A 19,276-nucleotide genomic window follows, 5' to 3' on the forward strand; every position below is an offset into this window, starting at 1 on the left:
AGACTTTATAGGGTTAGATTGCCCGCTGGGCCGCGCAAATTCCCACCGGCTGACAAGTTGTAGCAATTGGTTATGCCTCAGCTAGGGCGCGGGCTACCGCGTAAGCCACATCTACTGCAATGTTGTCGCCTTCCTGGTTGGTGGCAGCCGCAATGGTGGTGGGGCAACCCGCCAGCGACGAGAAGTGAAAAGCCGCGATCGAATAACCTGGCCCACCTCCGCTGTGCCCTACCACCTGGCCGTGGGGGGAGTCAGTATCCATAAACAGTCCTAAACCGCAGCCCACGTTTTGTAGGGGTGGATGCGACCCCAAGCTATAAACCGGCTGCGCCATTTGCTCCACCAGCGACGAGTCGAGGATCTGCCCTGCAAATAGCGCATCTATCATAGCGGCCAGCTCTGCGGCGGTAGACACGACCACGCCGTGGGACACCCAACCAGGATGGTAGCGCTGGGCCATATTGACACGTTCATTGCCGCCCAAGGCGCGGGTGTAGCCGGGAGTCAGGTTGACGACATCTGCTAAGGAGGTGGCGACAAAGGTTTGCTTTAGCCCGAGAGGGGTAAAGAACAGCGCGTCTAAAATGTCCTGAAGCGATCGCCCCGTGATTTGCTCTAGCAGCGTTTTTAGCGCCAGATAGCCAATGTTGGAGTACGACCAGCCCGTCCCTGGGTCAAACAGCAGTTCGCGAGTGCGGGCCACATTCAGATAGTCTTGAAACGACCAGGGAAAACCAGGGGAAGCTTTCACGGCTTCGTGATAGTCCGCTACCCCGCCGTAGTCGGGCAGGCCGCTGGTGTGGCTCAAGATCTGGCGCAGGGTAATAGGTGTATCAACCGGAAAATCTGGCCAGTACTGCTGAATTGGGCTCTCCAAATCAAGCCGTCCGGTATTTGCCTGGTGCAGTACCGCCGCTGCAATTAAGGTTTTGGTGACGCTGTAGATGTAGAAGGGCGCATCGACAGGCAGCGGAACGGTGCGCTGTAAATCGCGATCGCCAATGCTGGTTTCGAGGGCAAGCTGCCCATCAATGTAGGCCGCGATCGCCGCTCCCGGCAGCACAGCGTCACGCAGTATTTGGCCAACCGCTGCCCTTAACTGTCCTAAGACGTCCTTCACATTTCTGGAAAAATAGACGGTGAGAACATCTTTAACAAGGCGTTGTAGTGAGGGTCGTAGTATTGAACATTGGTTGACCCCACGCAGGCCGATAGCTCCTGGTCGAGCAGGTTCACCATCAGCCGCACCAAGCCCCAGTTTACCTTTAGCGTGGGGTACAGCATGACGCAAAGCGGGAAGAGTTCCTGGGCGATCGCAGAGATATTATTCTCCAGCATGCAGGTCCACAAATAGATCTGAAACATCTCCACATCGCGGGTGCTGGAGGTGCGTACAGTGTCGTTGCTTAGTGGCCCAGTATAGCTGGTGTAATCAGGGCAAAGTTTGATCACCTGATTCACAATGCTCTTAGCAATGCGGCTGGTGGCCGGCAACGCCAGCCGCACGGTTTCTAGACGAGGATGGTGGTAATCGTATTTAGCGGCGGCAGTGTAGGCCCGGTGTAGGGGCATATACAGCAGATCGTCAACCACTTTAAAGTAGCTTTGCAGCGCTTGTCGCTCGGTTTCTGAGGCCTGTGCCGACAGCATTTGACCACAGTAGTGAAACTGCATGCTGACAAACCCAATCACTCTAGGGTCAACCGCCGTGTGCTTTTGGCGAATAGCCCCCAACTGCTTTGAAGCGGCTACCGAAAAACGCTGAGGCGTAACCCCCTTAGCGTAGGCGGCCAGCGCTTCTTCATAGACCAGATGCACATCTTTAGAAATGGCCCAGGGATCAACTAAATCAGGGTTGATTTGGTGACGCCTGATTTCGTGGGACAACAGTAGTTCTGTTTTGTTCCAGGCTCGGGCGCTAACCGAGCGCAAAATATCGATCAGTTTTTGGGCTACATCCAGTCTGGTTTGGGACTGGTCTAAACTCAGCAGCACCTGATCTTGACGGTGCAGATCCTTGATGTATTTCTTGGCCCAAACTTCTGAAAGCGAGAGAACTTCGGTTTTGTCTGGAGTGCTAACTTTTTCTAGAAGCCCCACTTGCGGGGTGGCCGGTATCGAGAAATTGGACACCATAGGAACACACAACGACGCTAAAGAGTGCTAGAACAACTGTTTAAAACCAGTTTAAAAGCCATAGTAAGCCCAGCGCGGTGAGCTAACTTGATAGAACTCCGAAAAAGCGTGCGTTAAATTCACTAAACTTCACTTTTCGCAACGATCCGAAAAGACAAGCAAGACTTTGTTGGAATGAGAGAAAAATTATCTGCTGGGGCAAGGGTAGCCTAATTAGCCCAGTATCGATGCTCAAGACGTCCTCAACCTATGCCTCTGTCGTTCTTGGCTCTAGCCCGCTTAGCTTGGGGGTTTAAACCTGAGCTAGAGCCGCCCGCAGGCTACTTCACAGAACCGTTATTCTGAATAAAGGCGTTGCGGCAGGAGTAAACCATGGGCCTCTTTGAAGACCTGAGCCGATTTCTCGAAACCCGGCTCGACGAATTTCTCAAGGCTAACCCTCACCTAGAGCTGTGGGGCCTAGAGGATCAGCTGCGAGGCCAGGAGCAAGATGCGATTCGCCTACTAGGCGATCTCAAGCGCCGCGAAAAGCAGCTCGAAGACAGCATTCTCGCCACGGCTCAAGATATTCAGCGCTGGCACGGCCGTATTCAGCACGCCCAGACGGCTAACCGCCCCGACCTAGTAAAAGCGGCCCAAGAGCGTGAGGCCACGCTGCTGCGCCAGGGCAACCAGTACTGGGGCCAGCTCAAGGGGGTGAAAGACCAGATCGAGCAAACCCGCACCCTGCAAAAAGAAATTCACGATCGCCGTCGCGAACTCAAAGCCAAAATTGCCGAAACCCAGGCCCAGCGCACCGCCCAGCGCACCAGCTGGGACACCGGCTGGGCCAAGACCACCTTTGACGGGTTTGGCCGCGACCCGATGGATCCGCTTGAGGAGTCGTTTCAGCGGTGGGAGACGGAGCAGGAGCTGGAGGAGATGAAGCGGGGTATGGGGAGGTAGGGGAGTGGGGAAGTGCAAAATTCAAAATCTTGAACTTTGCACTCTGAATTTTGCACTTTGAATTTATCTATCTTCAGCCTGCGACAAGTCGCTCCATGTCTACACCCCGCATTTTCCCCTACGGGAAGCCGCTTCGCGTCTACATCCCCTCATCCTTCTTCCCCTGTGGTTTCTTAATTTCAAAGGAAATCGAATCTGTGCTGCGGCTGCCCTTGGGCGGCGGGGCGGAAGCGGCAACMGGTGTACTGGGTGGCGGCGGGGCCGTTGGCAGAGGCGGAGACTCAGCTTTTTCAGCGCTTGCGCCCAGGCTGGGCCAGTGGCGGTAGTTGGAGGCGATCGCAAGGCCAATGCCGCCTGCAACTGTCAGCGGCAGCGATAGTTCAGTGCTGCCCACCCAGGGCAACTGCCCCAGCCACTGGGCGGCCTCCGCCCCAAAGAACAGAATTAGAAAGCAAACTAGCCAAAGCTTCATAGCAGCGAAACAGGTTCTTCAGGGGGGCTGGGGCCAGTTCTTGGGATTGACCTACGGCGCTGGCTGAGCGATCGCTTGGAAACAGCTCACTTCAACCACTTCAAGACTATGTGGAGCTGTTCTGGCGATCGCGGCGACAGCTATAGATTATTAAAGGCTCAGCTATTGGACTATCTATATAGATCCTAAGGCAGATTAATTATGGCTTAAGGGCTGAGTTTTGCTGCGATCAATCAATTGTTGCCAGAATTGGACATCTTTCTTAAGAAAAAGGCGTCCCTGACCGTTCGATCGCCAAAATAGCCTTACGGCAAGCCTTTTGAGGCAATCAGGTGCTGCTCTGGCTGGCTCTAGGGGGGGATATTTGACGGGCGATCGCGCTTCTCACACCCCAACTTTGCTACTACGCCGACTTTTCCTTGGGAAACGGTATGTCAGAATGTAAGCGGTTTTTTGCCAACTCACTCAAGCTCTTGGAGTAGGCAGTCAAGATGGATTCTGTAGACACGCTTTATCAATACGCCTGGCTGATACCAGTGCTGCCGCTGATTGGGGCAACCATTGTCGGTGTGGGGTTAATCTCCTACGGCGAGGCCACCAGTAAGCTCAGACAACCTTCAGCGGCGCTCATTGTCTCCCTGACCGGGGCGGCAATGGTGTTGTCATTTTTAATTTTTTGGAGCCAGTGGCAGGGGCATGCCCCCTACCAGGCCATGTTTGAGTGGGCCTCGGCGGGTGATTTTAGTATTCAGATGGGCTATACCATCGATCACCTGGTGGCGCTGATGCTGGTGGTGGTCACCACTGTAGCCTTCCTGGTGATGATCTACACCGATGGCTATATGGCCCACGATCCGGGCTACGTGCGGTTCTACGCCTACCTCAGCCTGTTTAGCTCCTCGATGCTGGGTCTGGTGATTAGCCCCAACCTGCTCCAGGTTTATGTGTTTTGGGAGCTGGTGGGCATGTGCTCGTACCTGCTAATCGGCTTCTGGTACAACCGCAAACCCGCCGCTGATGCCTGCCAAAAGGCGTTTGTCACCAACCGGGTCGGCGACTTTGGCCTGCTGCTCGGCATTTTAGGCCTGTTTTGGGCCACCGGCAGCTTTGACTTTGGCGTCATGGGCGATCGCCTCACCGAGATGGTGAATGTGGGCAGCCTGCCCGCCAGCATTGCCGCTGTGTTCGCCATTCTGGTGTTTATGGGTCCGGTGGCCAAGTCGGCCCAGTTTCCGCTCCACGTGTGGCTGCCTGACGCCATGGAAGGCCCTACCCCCATCTCGGCGCTGATTCACGCGGCGACGATGGTGGCGGCGGGGGTGTTCCTGGTGGCGCGCATGTACCCCGTTTTCGAGCACATCCCTGCGGTGATGACGGTGATTGCCTACACCGGGGCGTTTACCGCCTTTATGGGAGCGACCATCGCCATTACCCAAAACGACATCAAGAAAGGGTTGGCCTTTTCGACTATGTCGCAGCTGGGCTACATGGTGATGGCTATGGGTGTAGGGGCCTACAGCGCCGGTCTGTTTCACCTGATGACCCACGCCTACTTCAAGGCCATGCTCTTTTTGGGTTCTGGCTCTGTGATCCACGGTATGGAGGCGGTGGTGGGCCACGACCCGGCCCTGGCGCAGGATATGCGCCTGATGGGCGGCCTGCGCAAGTACATGCCCGTTACAGCCATCACCTTTTTGATTGGCACCCTGGCCATTTCGGGCATTCCACCCTTTGCGGGCTTCTGGTCGAAGGATGAAATTCTGGGGGCCACCTTTGCCGTCAACCCTGCCCTTTGGGCCGTGGGCTGGCTGACGGCGGGTATTACCGCCTTCTACATGTTCCGCATGTACTTCTCGACCTTCGAGGGCAGCTTTCGAGGCAACGACGAAGGCATTCGCCGCGACCTGAAGCGGGCGCAGCTTCAGAAGATGGGCGCATCCCTCGGCCCTGGGGCCATGAACCCCCAGGAACTTACCCTGGACGCAGACCACGACGATCACGGCGAGCATGGGCACCACGCCCACGAACCCCACGAGTCGCCCCTTTCGATGACCTTTCCGCTGCTGGCGCTGGCGGTGCCCTCAGTGCTGATTGGTCTGGTGGGTACGCCCTTTGCCAACTACTTCGAGGCCTTCATTCATCCCCCTGGGGAAGTTGTAGAAGCCCTGGAGTCGGCAGAGGCCTTTGACTGGAACGAGTTTGTGCTGATGGCGGGTAGCTCGGTTGCGATCGCTGTAGTCGGCATTATCATCTCGCTGCTGATGTACCGCACCAAGGCTATTGACCCGAAGGCGATCGCGGCCAAGATCCCCTTCCTGTACAACCTGTCGCTGAACAAGTGGTACATCGACGACATTTACGAGGTTGTCTTTGTGCAGGGCAGCCGCAAGCTGGCTAAGCAGGTGCTCGAAATCGACATCCGAATTGTCGATGGCCTGGTGAACCTGGCGGGCCTGGTTACCCTGGTCACGGGCGAAGGTCTGAAATACCTAGAGAATGGCCGCGCCCAGTTCTACGCGCTGATCGTATTTGGCGCGGTGCTGGGGCTGGTGCTGCTGTCGGGAGTGACGTAAGGGTGTGAGGGTGGATGGGTTGTGATGCCGTACTGCCTAATGCTTTGAGCTTCACCTACCCCCTTGCCCATCCACCCCCTACCCATCTACTCCTTTAGCTTTTCTTCCTTGTGTATAAAAACTCATTTAATTTTCTCTCAACCTTAGAGTCATAGCCAAGCCCCACTTTTGCCCCTTCTGATACCGCGACGAGAAGCTCTATGGACCTCGCGACTTTTCCCTGGTTGACTACCGTTACGCTGCTGCCGCTGGTGGCCTGCGCGGCGATTCCGTTTTTGCCCGACGACAACGGCAAGACGGTGCGCTGGTACGCCCTCTCGGTAGGCCTGATCGACTTCGTGTTGATTGTGACCGCTTTTTACCTCAACTACGATTTTGGTCAACCCGGCCTACAGCTGGTCGAGAGCTACACCTGGGTACCTCAGCTCGACCTCAAGTGGTCGCTGGGAGTCGACGGTCTCTCGATGCCCCTGGTGCTGCTGACCGGCTTTATCACCACCCTGGCCACCCTGGCGGCCTGGCCGGTAACGCTCAAGCCTAAGTTCTTCTACTTCCTGCTGCTGGCCATGTACAGCGGCCAAATCGGCGTGTTTGCCGTGCAGGATATGCTGCTGTTCTTCCTGTTTTGGGAGCTGGAGCTAATTCCGGTCTATCTGCTGCTGTCGATTTGGGGTGGCAAAAAGCGGCTTTACGCAGCGACCAAGTTCATTCTTTACACAGCCGGTGGGTCGCTGTTTATTCTGGTGGCGGCGCTGGCGATGGCCTTCTACGGCGACACCATTACCTTCGACATGCGGGCGCTGGCGGAGAAGGTCTATCCCCTGCGGCTGCAGCTTTTCCTTTACGCTGCCTTTCTAATTGCCTACGCGGTCAAGCTACCGATTATTCCGCTGCACACCTGGCTGCCCGATGCCCACGGCGAGGCAACGGCCCCGGTGCACATGCTGCTGGCCGGCATTCTACTCAAGATGGGGGGCTACGCCCTGATTCGCATGAACTTGGGTATGCTGCCCGATGCCCACACCTACTTTGCCCCCGTTCTGGTGATTTTGGGCTGCGTGAATATCATCTATGCGGCGCTGACCTCGTTTGCTCAGCGCAACCTGAAGCGCAAGATTGCCTATTCGTCGATTTCGCACATGGGCTTTGTGCTCATCGGGATCGCCTCGTTTACTAACCTGGGCCTGAGCGGCGCGGTGCTGCAAATGGTCTCCCACGGGTTGATTGGGGCCAGCCTGTTCTTCTTGGTGGGGGCTACCTACGATCGCACCCACACCCTGATCTTGGATGAGATGGGCGGCGTGGGCAAAAAGATGCCCAAGATCTTTGCTATGTTCACCACCTGCTCGCTGGCGTCGCTGGCGCTGCCGGGCATGAGCGGCTTTGTGGCAGAGCTAATGGTGTTTGTGGGCTTTGCCACCAGCGATGCCTACAGCTTCACCTTCCGGCTGATTGCCGTCATCTTTATGGCGATCGGGGTAATTCTCACGCCGATCTACCTGCTGTCGATGCTGCGGGAAATCTTCTACGGCCCCGAAAACAAGGAGCTGGTCGAGCACGAGGTGCTGGCCGATGCCGAACCGCGTGAGGTGTTTATCATCGCCTGCCTGCTGGTGCCGATTATCGGCTTTGGTTTTTACCCCAAAATGCTGACCCAAATCTACGACGCCACCACGCAGAAGCTCACGGCGCGCTTAAGTCAGGTATTTGTCAGCAGCGCTGGTACTGAAAGTGCTGTGCCGCTCGCCGCGCTGCCGGTGCTCAAGGCACCCTCGGTGAGCCAGTAGACCCTCCGCCTCAGTACAGCCCCTCCAATCACGACAATCCCTCCTGCTGAATCCAGCGGGAGGGATTGTTGTATAGGCTAAGCGGGTGAGGTTATAGCCATCGCTCCAGAAGCTCTGGCATGTCCTAACCGTCCTGACGATGGCTATATGCCAGTTCGCCGCCCGAGTTTTCGCCAATGGCGGTTACTGATGTCCTAAGCGAACTGGCCAACGCTATATATGGCTACAGTGTTGGCTTTATTAAGACTCCTACAGGGTTGGTAGTGTTCAGGTATTGGGCTGTTCGGCTACCGATATAGGTTTTCGGCTATAGCGATGGCTATCCCAGGCCAGTGCAGTAGGTATGGCTCAACGACGGTTGAGGGGATAACCCATGCGTTTGTGGACAGGGGCTACTTGTCGGGGGGAAGCATGGCGGGCTGACCTACGTTGGGTTCAACGGTGACGTTGGTAGGCCCAGGCGCTACGATTGTGACCGTGGATGGGCCGCCCGTAGCCCCCTCGTAGGAAATGGCGCTGCCGTTGGCAATGCCCTGGGACAGACCTGCGTTGTTGAACTCTAGCTTGGTATTAGACGCAAAGGCTTCGGTGTAAACGCCACCGTTGTTGCTGATGGCAGAGCTAAAGGTGTAGGTATCGCTTAGCGCCGTAGACAGCGTCAGGCTGCTAACCGCGCCGTTAGGAGCCAGAGTAAAGCCAACCGAGGTCGAAATTTGAGAGGGTATCTCTTGCGCCTGGATAGGGTTGGCAAAACCAGCGATCGCAAGGGTTGCAAGTACACTCAAAACTTTGATTTGAGACATTGAAAAAGCTCCTGCTGAGAACTAATAGACAAGGCGGCGTCGCAAAAGATCGACGCATCACCAAACAATTGAATAGATAAAAACCGAAACTGATGGATAGGCCCTGAGCCTATATCCAAGTTTTTGAGTTGCTAGTAGCTGCACTTCCACAGACTAACTTAAGGGCTGTAGGGCAATTTTTTCGTAAAGGAACCAAAAAACATCGGTGAGTTCCGCAAAGATTACCTTTTTGCCATGAAGATAGTGTGAACCGTTAGAATCTTGCGGATTTTTATTTTTTTGGTTTGAAAGACTAAGCGATAGGCCAATTGAATCATTGTTGAAACAACAAAGTTTGGCGTTAAAAAGCATGGTCGTGATTGAATCTTATCTATTGTTGTTCGACAGATTTCTTTTAGTCTTTCTTGTGGGTTCTTGTAGGTTTTAGCGGCAGTATTGCTGTTGTCCTATTGTCAAGATTGATGAGGAGTTTTGGCTCCTGTAGCCAATCTGGCCACAAACCAAGGTTTTTCCTGTTGGCAAAACCTCACGTCTAGCTTTGGGTCTGGTTTAAAGCGATCGCATAAATATAATTTCTTCTAAATGAAAAAGAGTTTGATTACCTCAGGTTTGGTCCCTAAACCAGTTGGGTTTACCTCCACTCCCCTGCTATTAGCACTAGAGGCAGGAGTCTATGCCGTGGGCCTGTCAACGCCAGCCTGGGGCAATGTCGTTGCCCTGCCTGTGGAGAGAAAAGTACCTATTCAAGACCCCCTCGACCAGACGCTGCCTGCGCCTGCCCCTGAAGCAGCGGTAGTGTCATCTACCGCTGCCATGCCCCCAGAACAGACGACCACGGTGGTATTTTCTCGAAGCGCGTCTAGATCCGCCGCTGACAGCAGCGCATTGGTGCTGACGGAGAGCGGGGGGCAAAGCCATGGGCAAACCCAATCGACGGTTGAGCGGGCAGATGCTGCGCAGGTAGGGGGCGAGGCTAGCCCTGAACGTTCCGCCAATCAGGCCGTCTTGGCGTCGGCGATCGCCCCAACCTGCTCCTCGGCAGACTGTGCTGAGGCCCCAATCGCCGCCCCAGAGGTAGATCGCTTGACTGAGGTGAGCACCCAGGCCAGCGATTTGGCCCAGCCCCAACCAGAGCTGGTTGCACAGCCCCGATTCTCGCGATCGCCGTCGATAGGTAGCCGCCCTGATGCTCCGGCCGCCCCCGTGGCCACGCCTGAGAATCAGCGCCAGGGAACCCCTCCTACGGCGATCGCGCCGGATGCGCTTAGCCCGGTGGTGACCAGCATTCCGGTCGATGGCGAGCTAATTGAGGCCGAGCAGACGGGCCGAGCGGCGATCGGGGTACAGCTGGGAAACGATCGCAGCACTAACCTCGGCTTCTCGGGCCGGGTTGTCTTCGATCGCACCCTGGAGAGTAGCACCACGGTGGGCAACGTATCGGTTCTGCGCCAGTCTCAACGCCTGCTGCGGGGCCAAACCGTGCTGCGCCAGCGGCAGCTCAGTATTTCTCGCCAAGATCCGGTTACGGTGCTGGGCCAGCAGATTCAAACCACACTGCTGGCTGACTGCCTAGACGGCAGCGGCGCGGTGTGTACCTTTACCCCCGGCCTGGTCACCGATCGCGATCGCATTGACCCCGACACCCTACAGCCAACCCAGATTGATCAGACCAGCAACGTTGGCGATGTGGTTAGTCCGGCCTCTTTGGCGGCCATTCAAGCGCCTGGGTTTCAGGGCGGGGCCGAAGGGCAGGCCCTGGGGCTCGATCTGTACTTTCCCAACACCACCACCCTGGCGGGCAACAGTCGCGCCGCCGCAGGCACAGCCCAGCGCTACGAGCAGTTCGATACTGTACCTGCGATCGCCTACTCTGAGATATTTCAAACGGTGGTCGCCAACGCCAACCAGGCCGCCCTGGCGAGAACCATTCGCGGCCCCGCCGTGGTTTTAGATGCCGATCAGCCCGTCATCAACCTGGCCCTGGCGGCGATCGCCCTGCTGCTGCCCGAGGTGCAGCCCTTCGTACCCGACAGCGACGCGCCTAGCAACCCTAACCTCAACCAGGGGCTCTTTTTTGCTGCCAACAATACCCGCATTCCAGCCAACAGCCTGACGCTGTACCAGGCGGGCGTGGGGCACTCGGCCACGCCCGCAGAAACCAGCCAAAACGCCCCCTGGGCAAACTTCAACGCCGTCTGGCTAGGGCTATCGCCCGTCACCGAGCGGAGCTACCAGGCCAGCCGTCGCTTTGCCAACGTTGGCCCGCCTAGAACCCTCTTCTCGGCTGGCGGTGAGGGCGGTAGCCTCAATGCGCCGCAGGTGCTCTCGGTGGTCAACGGCGAAACCTTTGCCAGCAGCAGCCTGAGCAATGCTTATACCCAAAACTATTTCACCCTGTTTGCCCAAGAGGGCGATCGCCTCGATCGCTTTGTGCAGAGCGATCGCATCAGTTACCACCCCCACCTCAGCTTGACGGGCAACGTCACGGGCGAGTCAAGCATTTTTCGCTACTACGCGGGCACCCTGGCCGGCCCCACCCTGCAGGCCTACGGCGGAGCCAATGTGCAGGGGCAAACCACCGACGGCTTTGCCTACCAGGCCGGGCTAATTGGCTACATCAACCCCAGCTACGATCGCTACAGCAACCTCTCAGCGGGCGTGAGCCAGCGCTTGCCCCTGGGCGATCGCCAAAACCTGACCCTGGGCACTGGCTTTAACTGGGCGCTCGACCAAAACACGACTCTGCAAGACATCGAGCAGCAGGGTCAGGGCAGCGACGTAACCCTCCAGGCCCGTCTGGAGCTGGGCGATTTTACCCTGGGCGCTACCCAGGTGGTTGGTGACCTGCTGCCTAACTCCCAGGCCAGCCGCACCGTCCTCGACGCGGCCTTTAACCTCGGTCCCGACCTGAGGCTGGCCGGATTTTGGACTCCGTTTAACAACGCCGCCAGCGCTCCCCAGTACGGTCTGGCGGCGGATATTGCCCTGCAAATGGGTAGCCTCAGCCCACACCTGGTGGTGTCCTGGCAAAACACCCTCTACCGCTACGGCGCAGATCTGTTGGGCAATGCCCTATCTACCCGCAGCAACACGGTTGAGGTGCAGCTCAAGCTTGACTGGTAATGGGTTTACCACCGTTCTGGGCGAGCCCTATACCTGTCTAGGCATCACAGACAATCTCGCTAAACCGTTTTTTAGTACCGCATCACCCAGGGTCGTTGTTGGCTCACCTAGTTAGTCAGGAACTGTTGACTGTCGCTGGAGAATTTTTAAGAATTTTTCGCTGAAATAACCTTAGGCTCCGAGGTTGGGAATACAAACAGATAGGCAATAGGGTTTAGAGGTGCGTCTACACTATGGCTGAGGTAGATGATCTAAGGCGGTTGGTGCAGCAGCTACAGGCTGAGAATGCTGATTTGCAAAATCAGGTAGCGACCCTGCGCCAGGCGAGTCACCATCAGATCCAGATGCCACTGCAAAGGGGTGAGAATGGCTCATCGCATCAACCGCAGCCCCTTGCCGCCAAGTTGCCCACAGCAACCGACCCGTTTCAGGCTCAGTTTGAAGCGTTTGTAGCCCATGCGCCGAGTTTGTTCTGGATTACCGATGCCCAGGGCAAGATGACCTATGCCAATTCGGCCTGGCTAGCGGTGGTAAACCTGAGTGAGCAGGAAGCCATCGGTCAATCGATCGAGACCCTGTTTCCTGACGCTTTGGCCCAGGCCTATCTCCAAAACAACCGGTGGGTGCTTGACCACCAGGCGGTTTTAGAAACCATAGAACAGGCTCCATTGCCCGATGGCACCACTCATACCTATCTGGTGCGCAAGTTTCCGGTGCGCTCTTCGGGAGTGGCGATCGCCTCGGTAGGTGGCATCGCCATAGATATCACCGAGCTAAAACAAACTGAGGCGGCCCTGCGGGACAGCGAGGCTCGCTGGCAGTTTGCCATCGAAGGCGCAGGCGATGGCCTGTGGGACTGGAACGCCCAAACCAATGAGGTGTTTTTCTCTCACCAGTGGAAGGCCATGCTGGGCTATGAAGACCACGAAATTGGCACCAGCCTGGATGAGTGGGACAGCCGCGTTCACCCTGGCGATAAAACCGAATGCTACGCCGATTTGCAGCGACACTTTAGCGGCGAGACCGCAATCTACCAAAACGAGCACCGGATGCGCTGTAAAGACGGTAGCTATAAGTGGATTCTCGATCGCGGCAAGGTGGTTCAGTGGGATGAACACGGCAAACCCCTGCGGGTGATTGGCACCCACAAAGACATCAGCGATCGCAAGCAGACCGAAATCCGTCAGCAGCAGATGCAGATCATTCTGCGCCAGAGCGAGGTGACCAACCGGGCCATTCTCAACGCTATACCTGACTTGCTGCTGCGGGTGGGGCGCGATGGCACCTGCCTGAGCTTTTTGCCCCCCGTCGATGCAGCAGCAGGCACCTTTTTGCCGGTTTACAATCATCTGTCAGAGGTCTTGCCCCCCGATTTACTCCATCACCAGCTCCAGCGCATTGAGTGTGCTATGGAAACTGGCGAGCTTCAGGTTTGGGAGCACCAGATCGAAAAGCACGGTCAACTCTGCCACGAAGAAGTTCGTCTGGCTCCCTGTGGCGACCAGGAGTGTCTGGTGATTGTGCGCGATGTGAGCGATCGCAAACATCGCGAAGCCGAACACATGCAGGCTGTACTGGAGCTGCAAAATACTAAAGACCAGCTCGATCTGGTGCTCCAGGCCTCCTCCGAAGGCTACTGGGACTGGAACTTGGAGACAGGTGACATCTACTTTTCGTCTCAGTGGAAAGCGATGCTGGGCTACGCCGACCACGAGCTTGAAAACAGCCTTGCCATGTGGGAATCCGTCATTTTTGCCGAAGATAGAGACGCTGCCCTACGCCTCATTGATGATTACAACAGCGGCAGGGTGAGGGAATTCTCAATTACGCAGCGACTTCACCACAAGAATGGTTCTACTGTCCACGTCCTCTGCCGAGCTATTCACCAAAAAAATGTCGTTGGGAAGGTGATACGTATGGTGGGCAGTCACCTGAACATCACGGCTATGGTGACTGTTCAGGCTGCTCTAGAAACTTCAAAAATGCAGCTCGCCAGCGTACTAAATAGCTCCCTAGACGGCATCATGGCCTTTAGATCAGTGCGGGATAAAACAGGTGCGATTGTAGATTTTGAGTGGCTGCTCAGTAACCCCTCGGCCTGCACCACAGTGGGGCGCACCGCAGATTATTTAATAGGTAAGCGCCTGCTAGATGAAATGCCTGGAAACAAAACCGACGGGCTGTTTGACCTCTATATGCAAGTGGTTGAAACCGGAGAAGCCGTGCAGCGTCAGTTTCACTACAGCCACGACGGCATCGACACCTGGTTTGAAAATATTGCCGTCAAACTGGGGGATGGCTTTGCGGTAACGTTTAGCAATATCACGCCTCTAAAGCAATCTGAGCAAGCGCTACAGCAGGTCAACGAACAGCTAGAAAGTCGCCTGAATGAGCTAAAGCAGCGCAATGAAGACATGCGGCTTTTGGGAAAAATGAGCGATTTTCTCCAGACCTGTCTGTCGGTAGAGGCGGCTCACCAGGCTCTGGCGGCCCTGGTAGCACCGTTGTTTCCGGGCAGCAGTGGCGGAATTTTTATATTCAGCGATGCCCGTTACCGAGTTGAACGAGTTGCCGTGTGGGGCACAGCGCCATCTTCCACGGCAGAGTTCATTCCTTTAGACTGTTGCGCTCTGGGCGAGCGGAACCTGCACCAGGTTGACCTCGGCTGTTTGGGCCTGCAATGCAGCCATGCCGAAAGCAGCCAGGCGATCGCGACCCTGTGCCTGCCCCTGCTGGCTCAAAACGAACCGCTGGGCCTGTTTTACCTCAGCGCCCCCCACATTTCTGAGTCGGTGCGGTATTTGGCCCACACTGTGGCCGAGCAGCTATCGCTGGCGCTGGCCAACCTGCACCTGCGCGAAACCTTAAAGCAGCAGAGCATTCGCGATCCGCTGACCAGGTTGTTCAATCGGCGCTACCTGGAAGAATCCCTGGCGCAAGCCATCCAGGAGGCACAGCGACACCACCACCCGATTGGGGTGATTATGCTCGATATTGACCACTTCAAGTGGTTTAACGACACCTATGGCCACGCGGCAGGCGATCGCGTGCTGCAAGCGGTGGGGCAGCTTTTGCTCGACAGCGTCCGTGGCTCAGACATAGCCTGTCGCTACGGCGGTGAAGAAATGCTTCTGGTGCTGCCCAGGTCGTCCCTTGAGGTAACAGTGGTGCGAGCTGAGGAAATTCGCCAGGCAATTAGCCAACTTCAGATGAGCTACGAGGGGCTCGCTCTGGGGGCGCTAACCACATCCCTGGGCGTCGCCAGCTACCCCGTCCACGGCCTTACCGAGGGAGAGGTCATTCGGGCTGCGGATGCCGCCCTCTACCAGGCCAAAGCTCAGGGCCGCAACCGGGTCGTCGCGGCAACGGTGCCTGCGGCAAAAGTGGCCCCTAGCTCCGGTGCATCCTGAGCTAGAGATATATCCTGACAGTAGGGGAAGGCAAGGTAGATAGTAGGTATCAGGTACTACCTCCCCCCAGCTCGGTAGTGGGTTTTTACAAGAATTATTTAGGGCTTATATGGTACAGGCAACAGTGAAGCGATTGGCATCGGGTTCGTTGGCTCTAGGGGCTCTAATGGCAAGCATTGCGGCGATCGCTCCGCCCAGTAGCCTCAACCCAGGTCTACCCCCAGCCCTGGCTCAGTCGACGGTCGACGAGGCCACCACCATTCGAGTGTACGAGCAGGCTAGCCCGGCTGTGGTAGCCATCAACACCCGCACTGGTGGCGGCAGCGGCAGCATTATTGATGCCAGCGGCCTGATTCTCACCAATGCCCACGTGGTAGGCCGCGATCGCGTCGTTACCGTGCGCCTGTCCGATGGACGCACCTTCGAGGGCGACGTGGTGGGCTACGGCCAAGATCGTCTCGACTTGGCGGCGGTGCGGCTGCGGGGCAACCCCACTGGGCTGCCCACCGTGCCCATTGCGCCGCTCAACTCAGTGCGGGTGGGCCAGAGCGCCTTTGCTATTGGCAGCCCCTTTGGGCTTCAGGGCACCCTCACGGTGGGCATCATCAGCCGCATCGATACCGAGCGCAACGTGATTCAAACCGATGCAGCCATCAACCCCGGTAACTCGGGCGGGCCACTGCTGAACAGCAGCGGCCAGCTAATCGGCGTCAACACCTCAATCTTTACCACCGGCAACAGCGGCGGCAACGTGGGCATTGGCTTTGCCATTCCAACCGATGTGGTGCAGACATTTTTGGCTTCGGTGCGATCGGGTACGGCCACGGCTACGGCTCCCACTAGCCGCACCAACCGCGAGCCCGCCGCGATCGCAGCAGGCGCGGTGGTGCAGGGCCGGCTCGATGACAGCAGCAACGTGCTGCCCGACGGCAGCTTCTATAACCCCTACCGCTTTGAGGGGCAGGCGGGGCAAACCATCACCATCGACATGAGCAGCCAGGATGTAGACTCTTATCTGATTTTGCTGGCCCCCGATCGCGACGACTTTTCCATTCAGGACGACGACAGCGGCGGTAGCCTCAACGCCCGCATTTCCACGCAGTTGCCCTACACCGGGTCATACCTGATTTTGGCCAACACAGTCTCCCAGGGGGAAGCGGGCAGTTACCAGCTGCGTCTGAGCCAGGGCGGCGGTAATGGACAGGCCCCCGCTCGACCCAGCGGTGTGGGCCTCAGGCAGCAGGGGGCTCTAGGACCGGGCGATCGCACCCTGCAGGATGGCTCCTATTACCAAGAATTCACCTTCCAGGGTCGGGCCGGGCAAACGGTGCTGATTCGCCTCGAAAGCCCCGACTTTGACACCTACCTGATTGTGGTAGACGACGCCCGCAACCGCCTGGGCGAAAACGACGACGCCAGCCCCGACACCACCAACTCGCAGCTTGCCGTTCAACTGCCTCGTAACGGCACCTATAGCGTGCTGGTAAACAGCTTTCAGCCGGGCGAGCGCGGGCGCTACCTGCTGACCGTTGAGTAATATCGCATCCCAGTTGGGTGCATTCGACCGCTAGGGGCATTGCACTGTGCAATGCCCCTACAGAATCCGCAGTTTGAATCAGGGTTGCTCAGTGCAGATTTCGTTCGGATAAAAGGCTCAAAACAAGACGTTTACAATCGCTGCGGCTGTGGTTTAGTCTCTCGCTCCAGCGCGGCAGAGTACGATCGCCAGCCGCCATAGGCCGAGATCTCCCGCTGGCCTTCGCACAGCACGGGTTCGCCCAGCACCCCCAGCACCGTTTCGCCCGTGGCCAGGGTTACTTTGCCAATGCTCAGCCCTGGTGGCTCCTGCAGCAGCACCTGCACCAGCCCCGCTGGGGGCACCTGCCACACCTCCAGGGCTACGGCGACCCCGCCATCGCTCACTCGCACCATAGCAGGGTGAATGTCGTCGATCGACCACAGGCGGTAGTCGGGGGTGGTCGCCGTCTCGTAGAGAAACTCAGCCCCTACCGCCAGCAGGTTGATGTTCAGCGCCAGCCCCCGCATCAGGGTGCCGTTGACCGCTAGCTTGATTTTCTCCGCCATGGCGGCGCACTCCCCTAGGTGATAACCTGCCCGAGAACTTATCCGAAAACCAAGTTTCTGAGGCCACAGTTCAAAGGTTACAGGGCGTTGTCGGATAGGTTCTAATGTAGCCCAGGCCGATTCTTTAGATTCGGCTGGAAAGGGTAATGCCGTCGCGATAGCATAGGGGTAAGACGTGAATTTTTGTAACACCCTTGGCCTCTGCCCTACAGCCCCTTATCGATCCAGCGGTGCCCTGCGGTTGGCACGCCCTTCGCCCGCGTTGGCAGGCCGGACAGCCCACCGTGCAAAAAGGGCTGCCCCACGATCAGCTAGCCCCCGCCTGGCAAATACTGCTGCTGGGGGATGGCTCGCCCACCCGCCATCTACAGCTGCTAACGCGCGATCGCACCGAAGTTGACGTGATCGATATGTCGCTGGTGGGTATGGATCTCGACGGTGCCCCCGATATTATTCGGGTGGTGCCTGGCCCCCGGCTGCGTCGTCAGGTATGGCTGCGCACCGCCTCAGGTCAGCGCCTCGCCTACGCCTCCTCCTGGTGGGAGGCCAGCCATGTCGATGAGTACCTGCAAAATAAGTCGCTGCCGATTTGGGCCAGCCTGGCCCGCCTGCGCACCGAGCTGTACCGCGATATTCAGGGCATCTACTACGGCGATTCTGAGGCACTAGAAGAGGCCTTTGGCCTACCTGGGCCGTTTTGGGGCCGCCACTACCTGTTTTGGCACCGGGGCAAACCCCTGACGCTGATTTACGAAGTCTTTTCGCCCTACTTAACCCGCTACCTGGGGCCAATGCAGAGTGGGCCGACGGTGGGTGAGTAGGTGTATAAGTGAGTGGATGGGTAGGTGAGGGAGATGAGGGGGTAGGGTGCATAACGCTAAAGCGAGGCTCCGCCAGCGCGCTAGCAATGCACCACATAGGACTTACTCGTAAAGTCAGTCGTGTCAGCAATGCACCTCAAGAAAATTTGTTAGGCCCAATCCTCGCCGCCGTTGGAGGAGGGCGGCAGGTAATTCGGCATCCCCGGTTCAAAATAGGCGTCTCGGCTGGTGCGGGCGGGCTCGACCCAAACCTGGGTGCGCAGGGGGCCGTAGCGCTGGCGCAGCAGGGCGTCGATCTGTTCGCCGATCGCCTCGGCCGATTCTACAAGCTCAGGGTGCAGCACCAGGTGAATTTCAATCCACACCTGGCGGCCCACCATGCCCCGCGATCGAATGCGGGTGCAGCGAGTAACGCCTTCTACCTGGGTGGCAATGTGGGCGATCGCCTCGGGGGCGATCGCGGTCGGGCGCAGCAGCATAGGCAACTGGTCGTTGAGCACCCGCCACAGGCTGCGGCCCACCAGGGGTAGCAGCACCAGGGCAAAGGCCGGGTCGAGCCAGCGCTGGTTCTGCCAGATCGCCAGCAGCACCCCCACCATCACAATGCTCAGCCAGGCGTCAGCTAAAAAGTGCCGTGAATTCAGCTTGAGGGCCTGACTGCTGAGGCCGCGAGCCTGGTAGCTGGCGTAAATACCCAGGGCCACGTTGAGAATGACCATCGCCGCCGTAAACCGCAGCACCTGAGAGTCAATCGCCACCGGAAACGGGTTCTCGGCCCCTGTCAGGGCGCTAACTATTTGCCCTAGAGCAATAAACAGCAGGCTAACCCCGGTAAACCCTAAGAAGGCGCAGAGCATGAGGGTGCCCGCCACTTCGGCCCGTCCGTGGCCCCACACCTCGCGGCCCATCTGCCGCTGGGGCGATGTCACCGCCACCAGGCTGAGCACGGTGCTAAAGCCATCGACCAGGGTGTGCAACGACTCGGCCAGCAGAGTCAGCGACTGGTTGGCCCATCCTCCAATGGCCTGCACGGCCAGCAGCAGCAGGGTAGCCCACAGGGTTGTCAGCAGCAGGCGATAGCTAATGCGGCGTTGATACTCGCCCTCGTTCATGGGCAGTCA

13 protein-coding genes are annotated in these 19,276 nt (G+C 57.6%); 7 read left to right on the top strand and 6 right to left on the bottom strand.

Annotated features, from left to right (window positions below):
• Positions 1 to 70: 70 nt before the first annotated feature.
• Both IQ265_RS17050 and IQ265_RS17055 read right to left on the bottom strand, forming a co-directional pair.
• Positions 71 to 1,120 (bottom strand): serine hydrolase domain-containing protein, encoded by a 1,050-nt coding sequence (locus IQ265_RS17050; RefSeq protein WP_194055768.1) that lies wholly within the window; start codon positions 1,118 to 1,120, stop codon positions 71 to 73.
• Positions 1,117 to 2,136, bottom strand: coding sequence for a hypothetical protein (locus tag IQ265_RS17055; RefSeq protein ID WP_194055769.1), 1,020 nt, complete (start codon positions 2,134 to 2,136; stop codon positions 1,117 to 1,119). The genes IQ265_RS17050 and IQ265_RS17055 overlap by 4 nt, the downstream gene beginning before the upstream one ends.
• A 372-nt stretch (positions 2,137 to 2,508) precedes the next feature.
• On the opposite strand from IQ265_RS17055, the gene IQ265_RS17060 reads away from it, so the two are divergent.
• Entirely contained in the window at positions 2,509 to 3,081 is a 573-nt protein-coding gene (locus tag IQ265_RS17060) for a TIGR04376 family protein (protein WP_194055771.1), read from the top strand.
• Positions 3,082 to 3,220: 139 nt separating this feature from the next.
• On the opposite strand, the gene IQ265_RS17065 is transcribed toward IQ265_RS17060, so the two are convergent.
• Positions 3,221 to 3,553: a hypothetical protein gene (locus IQ265_RS17065; protein ID WP_194055773.1), complete on the bottom strand. Its 333-nt coding sequence runs from the start codon at positions 3,551 to 3,553 to the stop codon at positions 3,221 to 3,223.
• A 491-nt stretch (positions 3,554 to 4,044) separates the two neighbouring features.
• Between IQ265_RS17065 and IQ265_RS17070 the strand changes: the two genes are divergently transcribed.
• On the top strand, positions 4,045 to 6,126 hold the full coding sequence (locus tag IQ265_RS17070; RefSeq protein ID WP_194055775.1) for an NAD(P)H-quinone oxidoreductase subunit 5: 2,082 nt from the start codon (positions 4,045 to 4,047) through the stop codon (positions 6,124 to 6,126).
• A 200-nt stretch (positions 6,127 to 6,326) separates the two neighbouring features.
• Positions 6,327 to 7,913, top strand: a complete 1,587-nt coding sequence (locus IQ265_RS17075; protein WP_194055777.1) for an NAD(P)H-quinone oxidoreductase subunit 4 — start codon at positions 6,327 to 6,329, stop codon at positions 7,911 to 7,913.
• 392 nt (positions 7,914 to 8,305) lie between these two features.
• On the opposite strand, the gene IQ265_RS17080 is transcribed toward IQ265_RS17075, so the two are convergent.
• Positions 8,306 to 8,716: a hypothetical protein gene (locus tag IQ265_RS17080; RefSeq protein WP_194055779.1), complete on the bottom strand. Its 411-nt coding sequence runs from the start codon at positions 8,714 to 8,716 to the stop codon at positions 8,306 to 8,308.
• Between the two features lie 678 nt (positions 8,717 to 9,394).
• Between IQ265_RS17080 and IQ265_RS17085 the strand changes: the two genes are divergently transcribed.
• The 3 genes from IQ265_RS17085 (at position 9,395) to IQ265_RS17095 (ending at position 16,786) form a co-directional block, all read left to right on the top strand.
• Complete coding sequence (locus IQ265_RS17085; protein WP_194055781.1) at positions 9,395 to 11,839, top strand: hypothetical protein; 2,445 nt, start codon at positions 9,395 to 9,397, stop codon at positions 11,837 to 11,839.
• Positions 11,840 to 12,072: 233 nt separating this feature from the next.
• Positions 12,073 to 15,249 carry a diguanylate cyclase gene (locus IQ265_RS17090; RefSeq protein WP_194055783.1) on the top strand — a complete coding sequence of 1,059 codons (3,177 nt, stop codon included), beginning with the start codon at positions 12,073 to 12,075 and terminating at the stop codon, positions 15,247 to 15,249.
• 166 nt (positions 15,250 to 15,415) lie between these two features.
• On the top strand, positions 15,416 to 16,786 hold the full coding sequence (locus IQ265_RS17095; protein ID WP_228038028.1) for a trypsin-like peptidase domain-containing protein: 1,371 nt from the start codon (positions 15,416 to 15,418) through the stop codon (positions 16,784 to 16,786).
• A 131-nt stretch (positions 16,787 to 16,917) separates the two neighbouring features.
• Here the strand turns inward: IQ265_RS17095 and IQ265_RS17100 are convergent, their stop codons facing one another.
• On the bottom strand, positions 16,918 to 17,334 hold the full coding sequence (locus tag IQ265_RS17100; RefSeq protein ID WP_194055787.1) for a glutamyl-tRNA amidotransferase: 417 nt from the start codon (positions 17,332 to 17,334) through the stop codon (positions 16,918 to 16,920).
• 194 nt (positions 17,335 to 17,528) lie between these two features.
• On the opposite strand from IQ265_RS17100, the gene IQ265_RS17105 reads away from it, so the two are divergent.
• Complete coding sequence (locus IQ265_RS17105; RefSeq protein ID WP_194055789.1) at positions 17,529 to 18,155, top strand: chorismate lyase; 627 nt, start codon at positions 17,529 to 17,531, stop codon at positions 18,153 to 18,155.
• Positions 18,156 to 18,304: 149 nt separating this feature from the next.
• Here the strand turns inward: IQ265_RS17105 and IQ265_RS17110 are convergent, their stop codons facing one another.
• Entirely contained in the window at positions 18,305 to 19,267 is a 963-nt protein-coding gene (locus IQ265_RS17110; RefSeq protein WP_194055791.1) for a cation diffusion facilitator family transporter, read from the bottom strand.
• Positions 19,268 to 19,276 lie beyond the last annotated feature (9 nt).

This window comes from Nodosilinea sp. LEGE 06152 (genome assembly GCF_015207525.1).
GTDB lineage: Bacteria > Cyanobacteriota > Cyanobacteriia > Phormidesmidales > Phormidesmidaceae > Nodosilinea.

Excerpts from the sequence above, each read along its gene's own strand:
- IQ265_RS17055 (WP_194055769.1), bottom strand. The coding sequence starts at position 2,136 with ATGGTGTCCAATTTCTCGATACCGGCCACCCCGCAAGTGGGGCTTCTA.
- IQ265_RS17060 (WP_194055771.1), top strand. The coding sequence starts at position 2,509 with ATGGGCCTCTTTGAAGACCTGAGCCGATTTCTCGAAACCCGGCTCGAC.
- IQ265_RS17070 (WP_194055775.1), top strand. The coding sequence starts at position 4,045 with ATGGATTCTGTAGACACGCTTTATCAATACGCCTGGCTGATACCAGTG.
- IQ265_RS17075 (WP_194055777.1), top strand. The coding sequence starts at position 6,327 with ATGGACCTCGCGACTTTTCCCTGGTTGACTACCGTTACGCTGCTGCCG.
- IQ265_RS17080 (WP_194055779.1), bottom strand. The coding sequence starts at position 8,716 with ATGTCTCAAATCAAAGTTTTGAGTGTACTTGCAACCCTTGCGATCGCT.
- IQ265_RS17090 (WP_194055783.1), top strand. The coding sequence starts at position 12,073 with ATGGCTGAGGTAGATGATCTAAGGCGGTTGGTGCAGCAGCTACAGGCT.
- IQ265_RS17095 (WP_228038028.1), top strand. The coding sequence starts at position 15,416 with ATGGCAAGCATTGCGGCGATCGCTCCGCCCAGTAGCCTCAACCCAGGT.
- IQ265_RS17100 (WP_194055787.1), bottom strand. The coding sequence starts at position 17,334 with ATGGCGGAGAAAATCAAGCTAGCGGTCAACGGCACCCTGATGCGGGGG.
- IQ265_RS17110 (WP_194055791.1), bottom strand. The coding sequence starts at position 19,267 with ATGAACGAGGGCGAGTATCAACGCCGCATTAGCTATCGCCTGCTGCTG.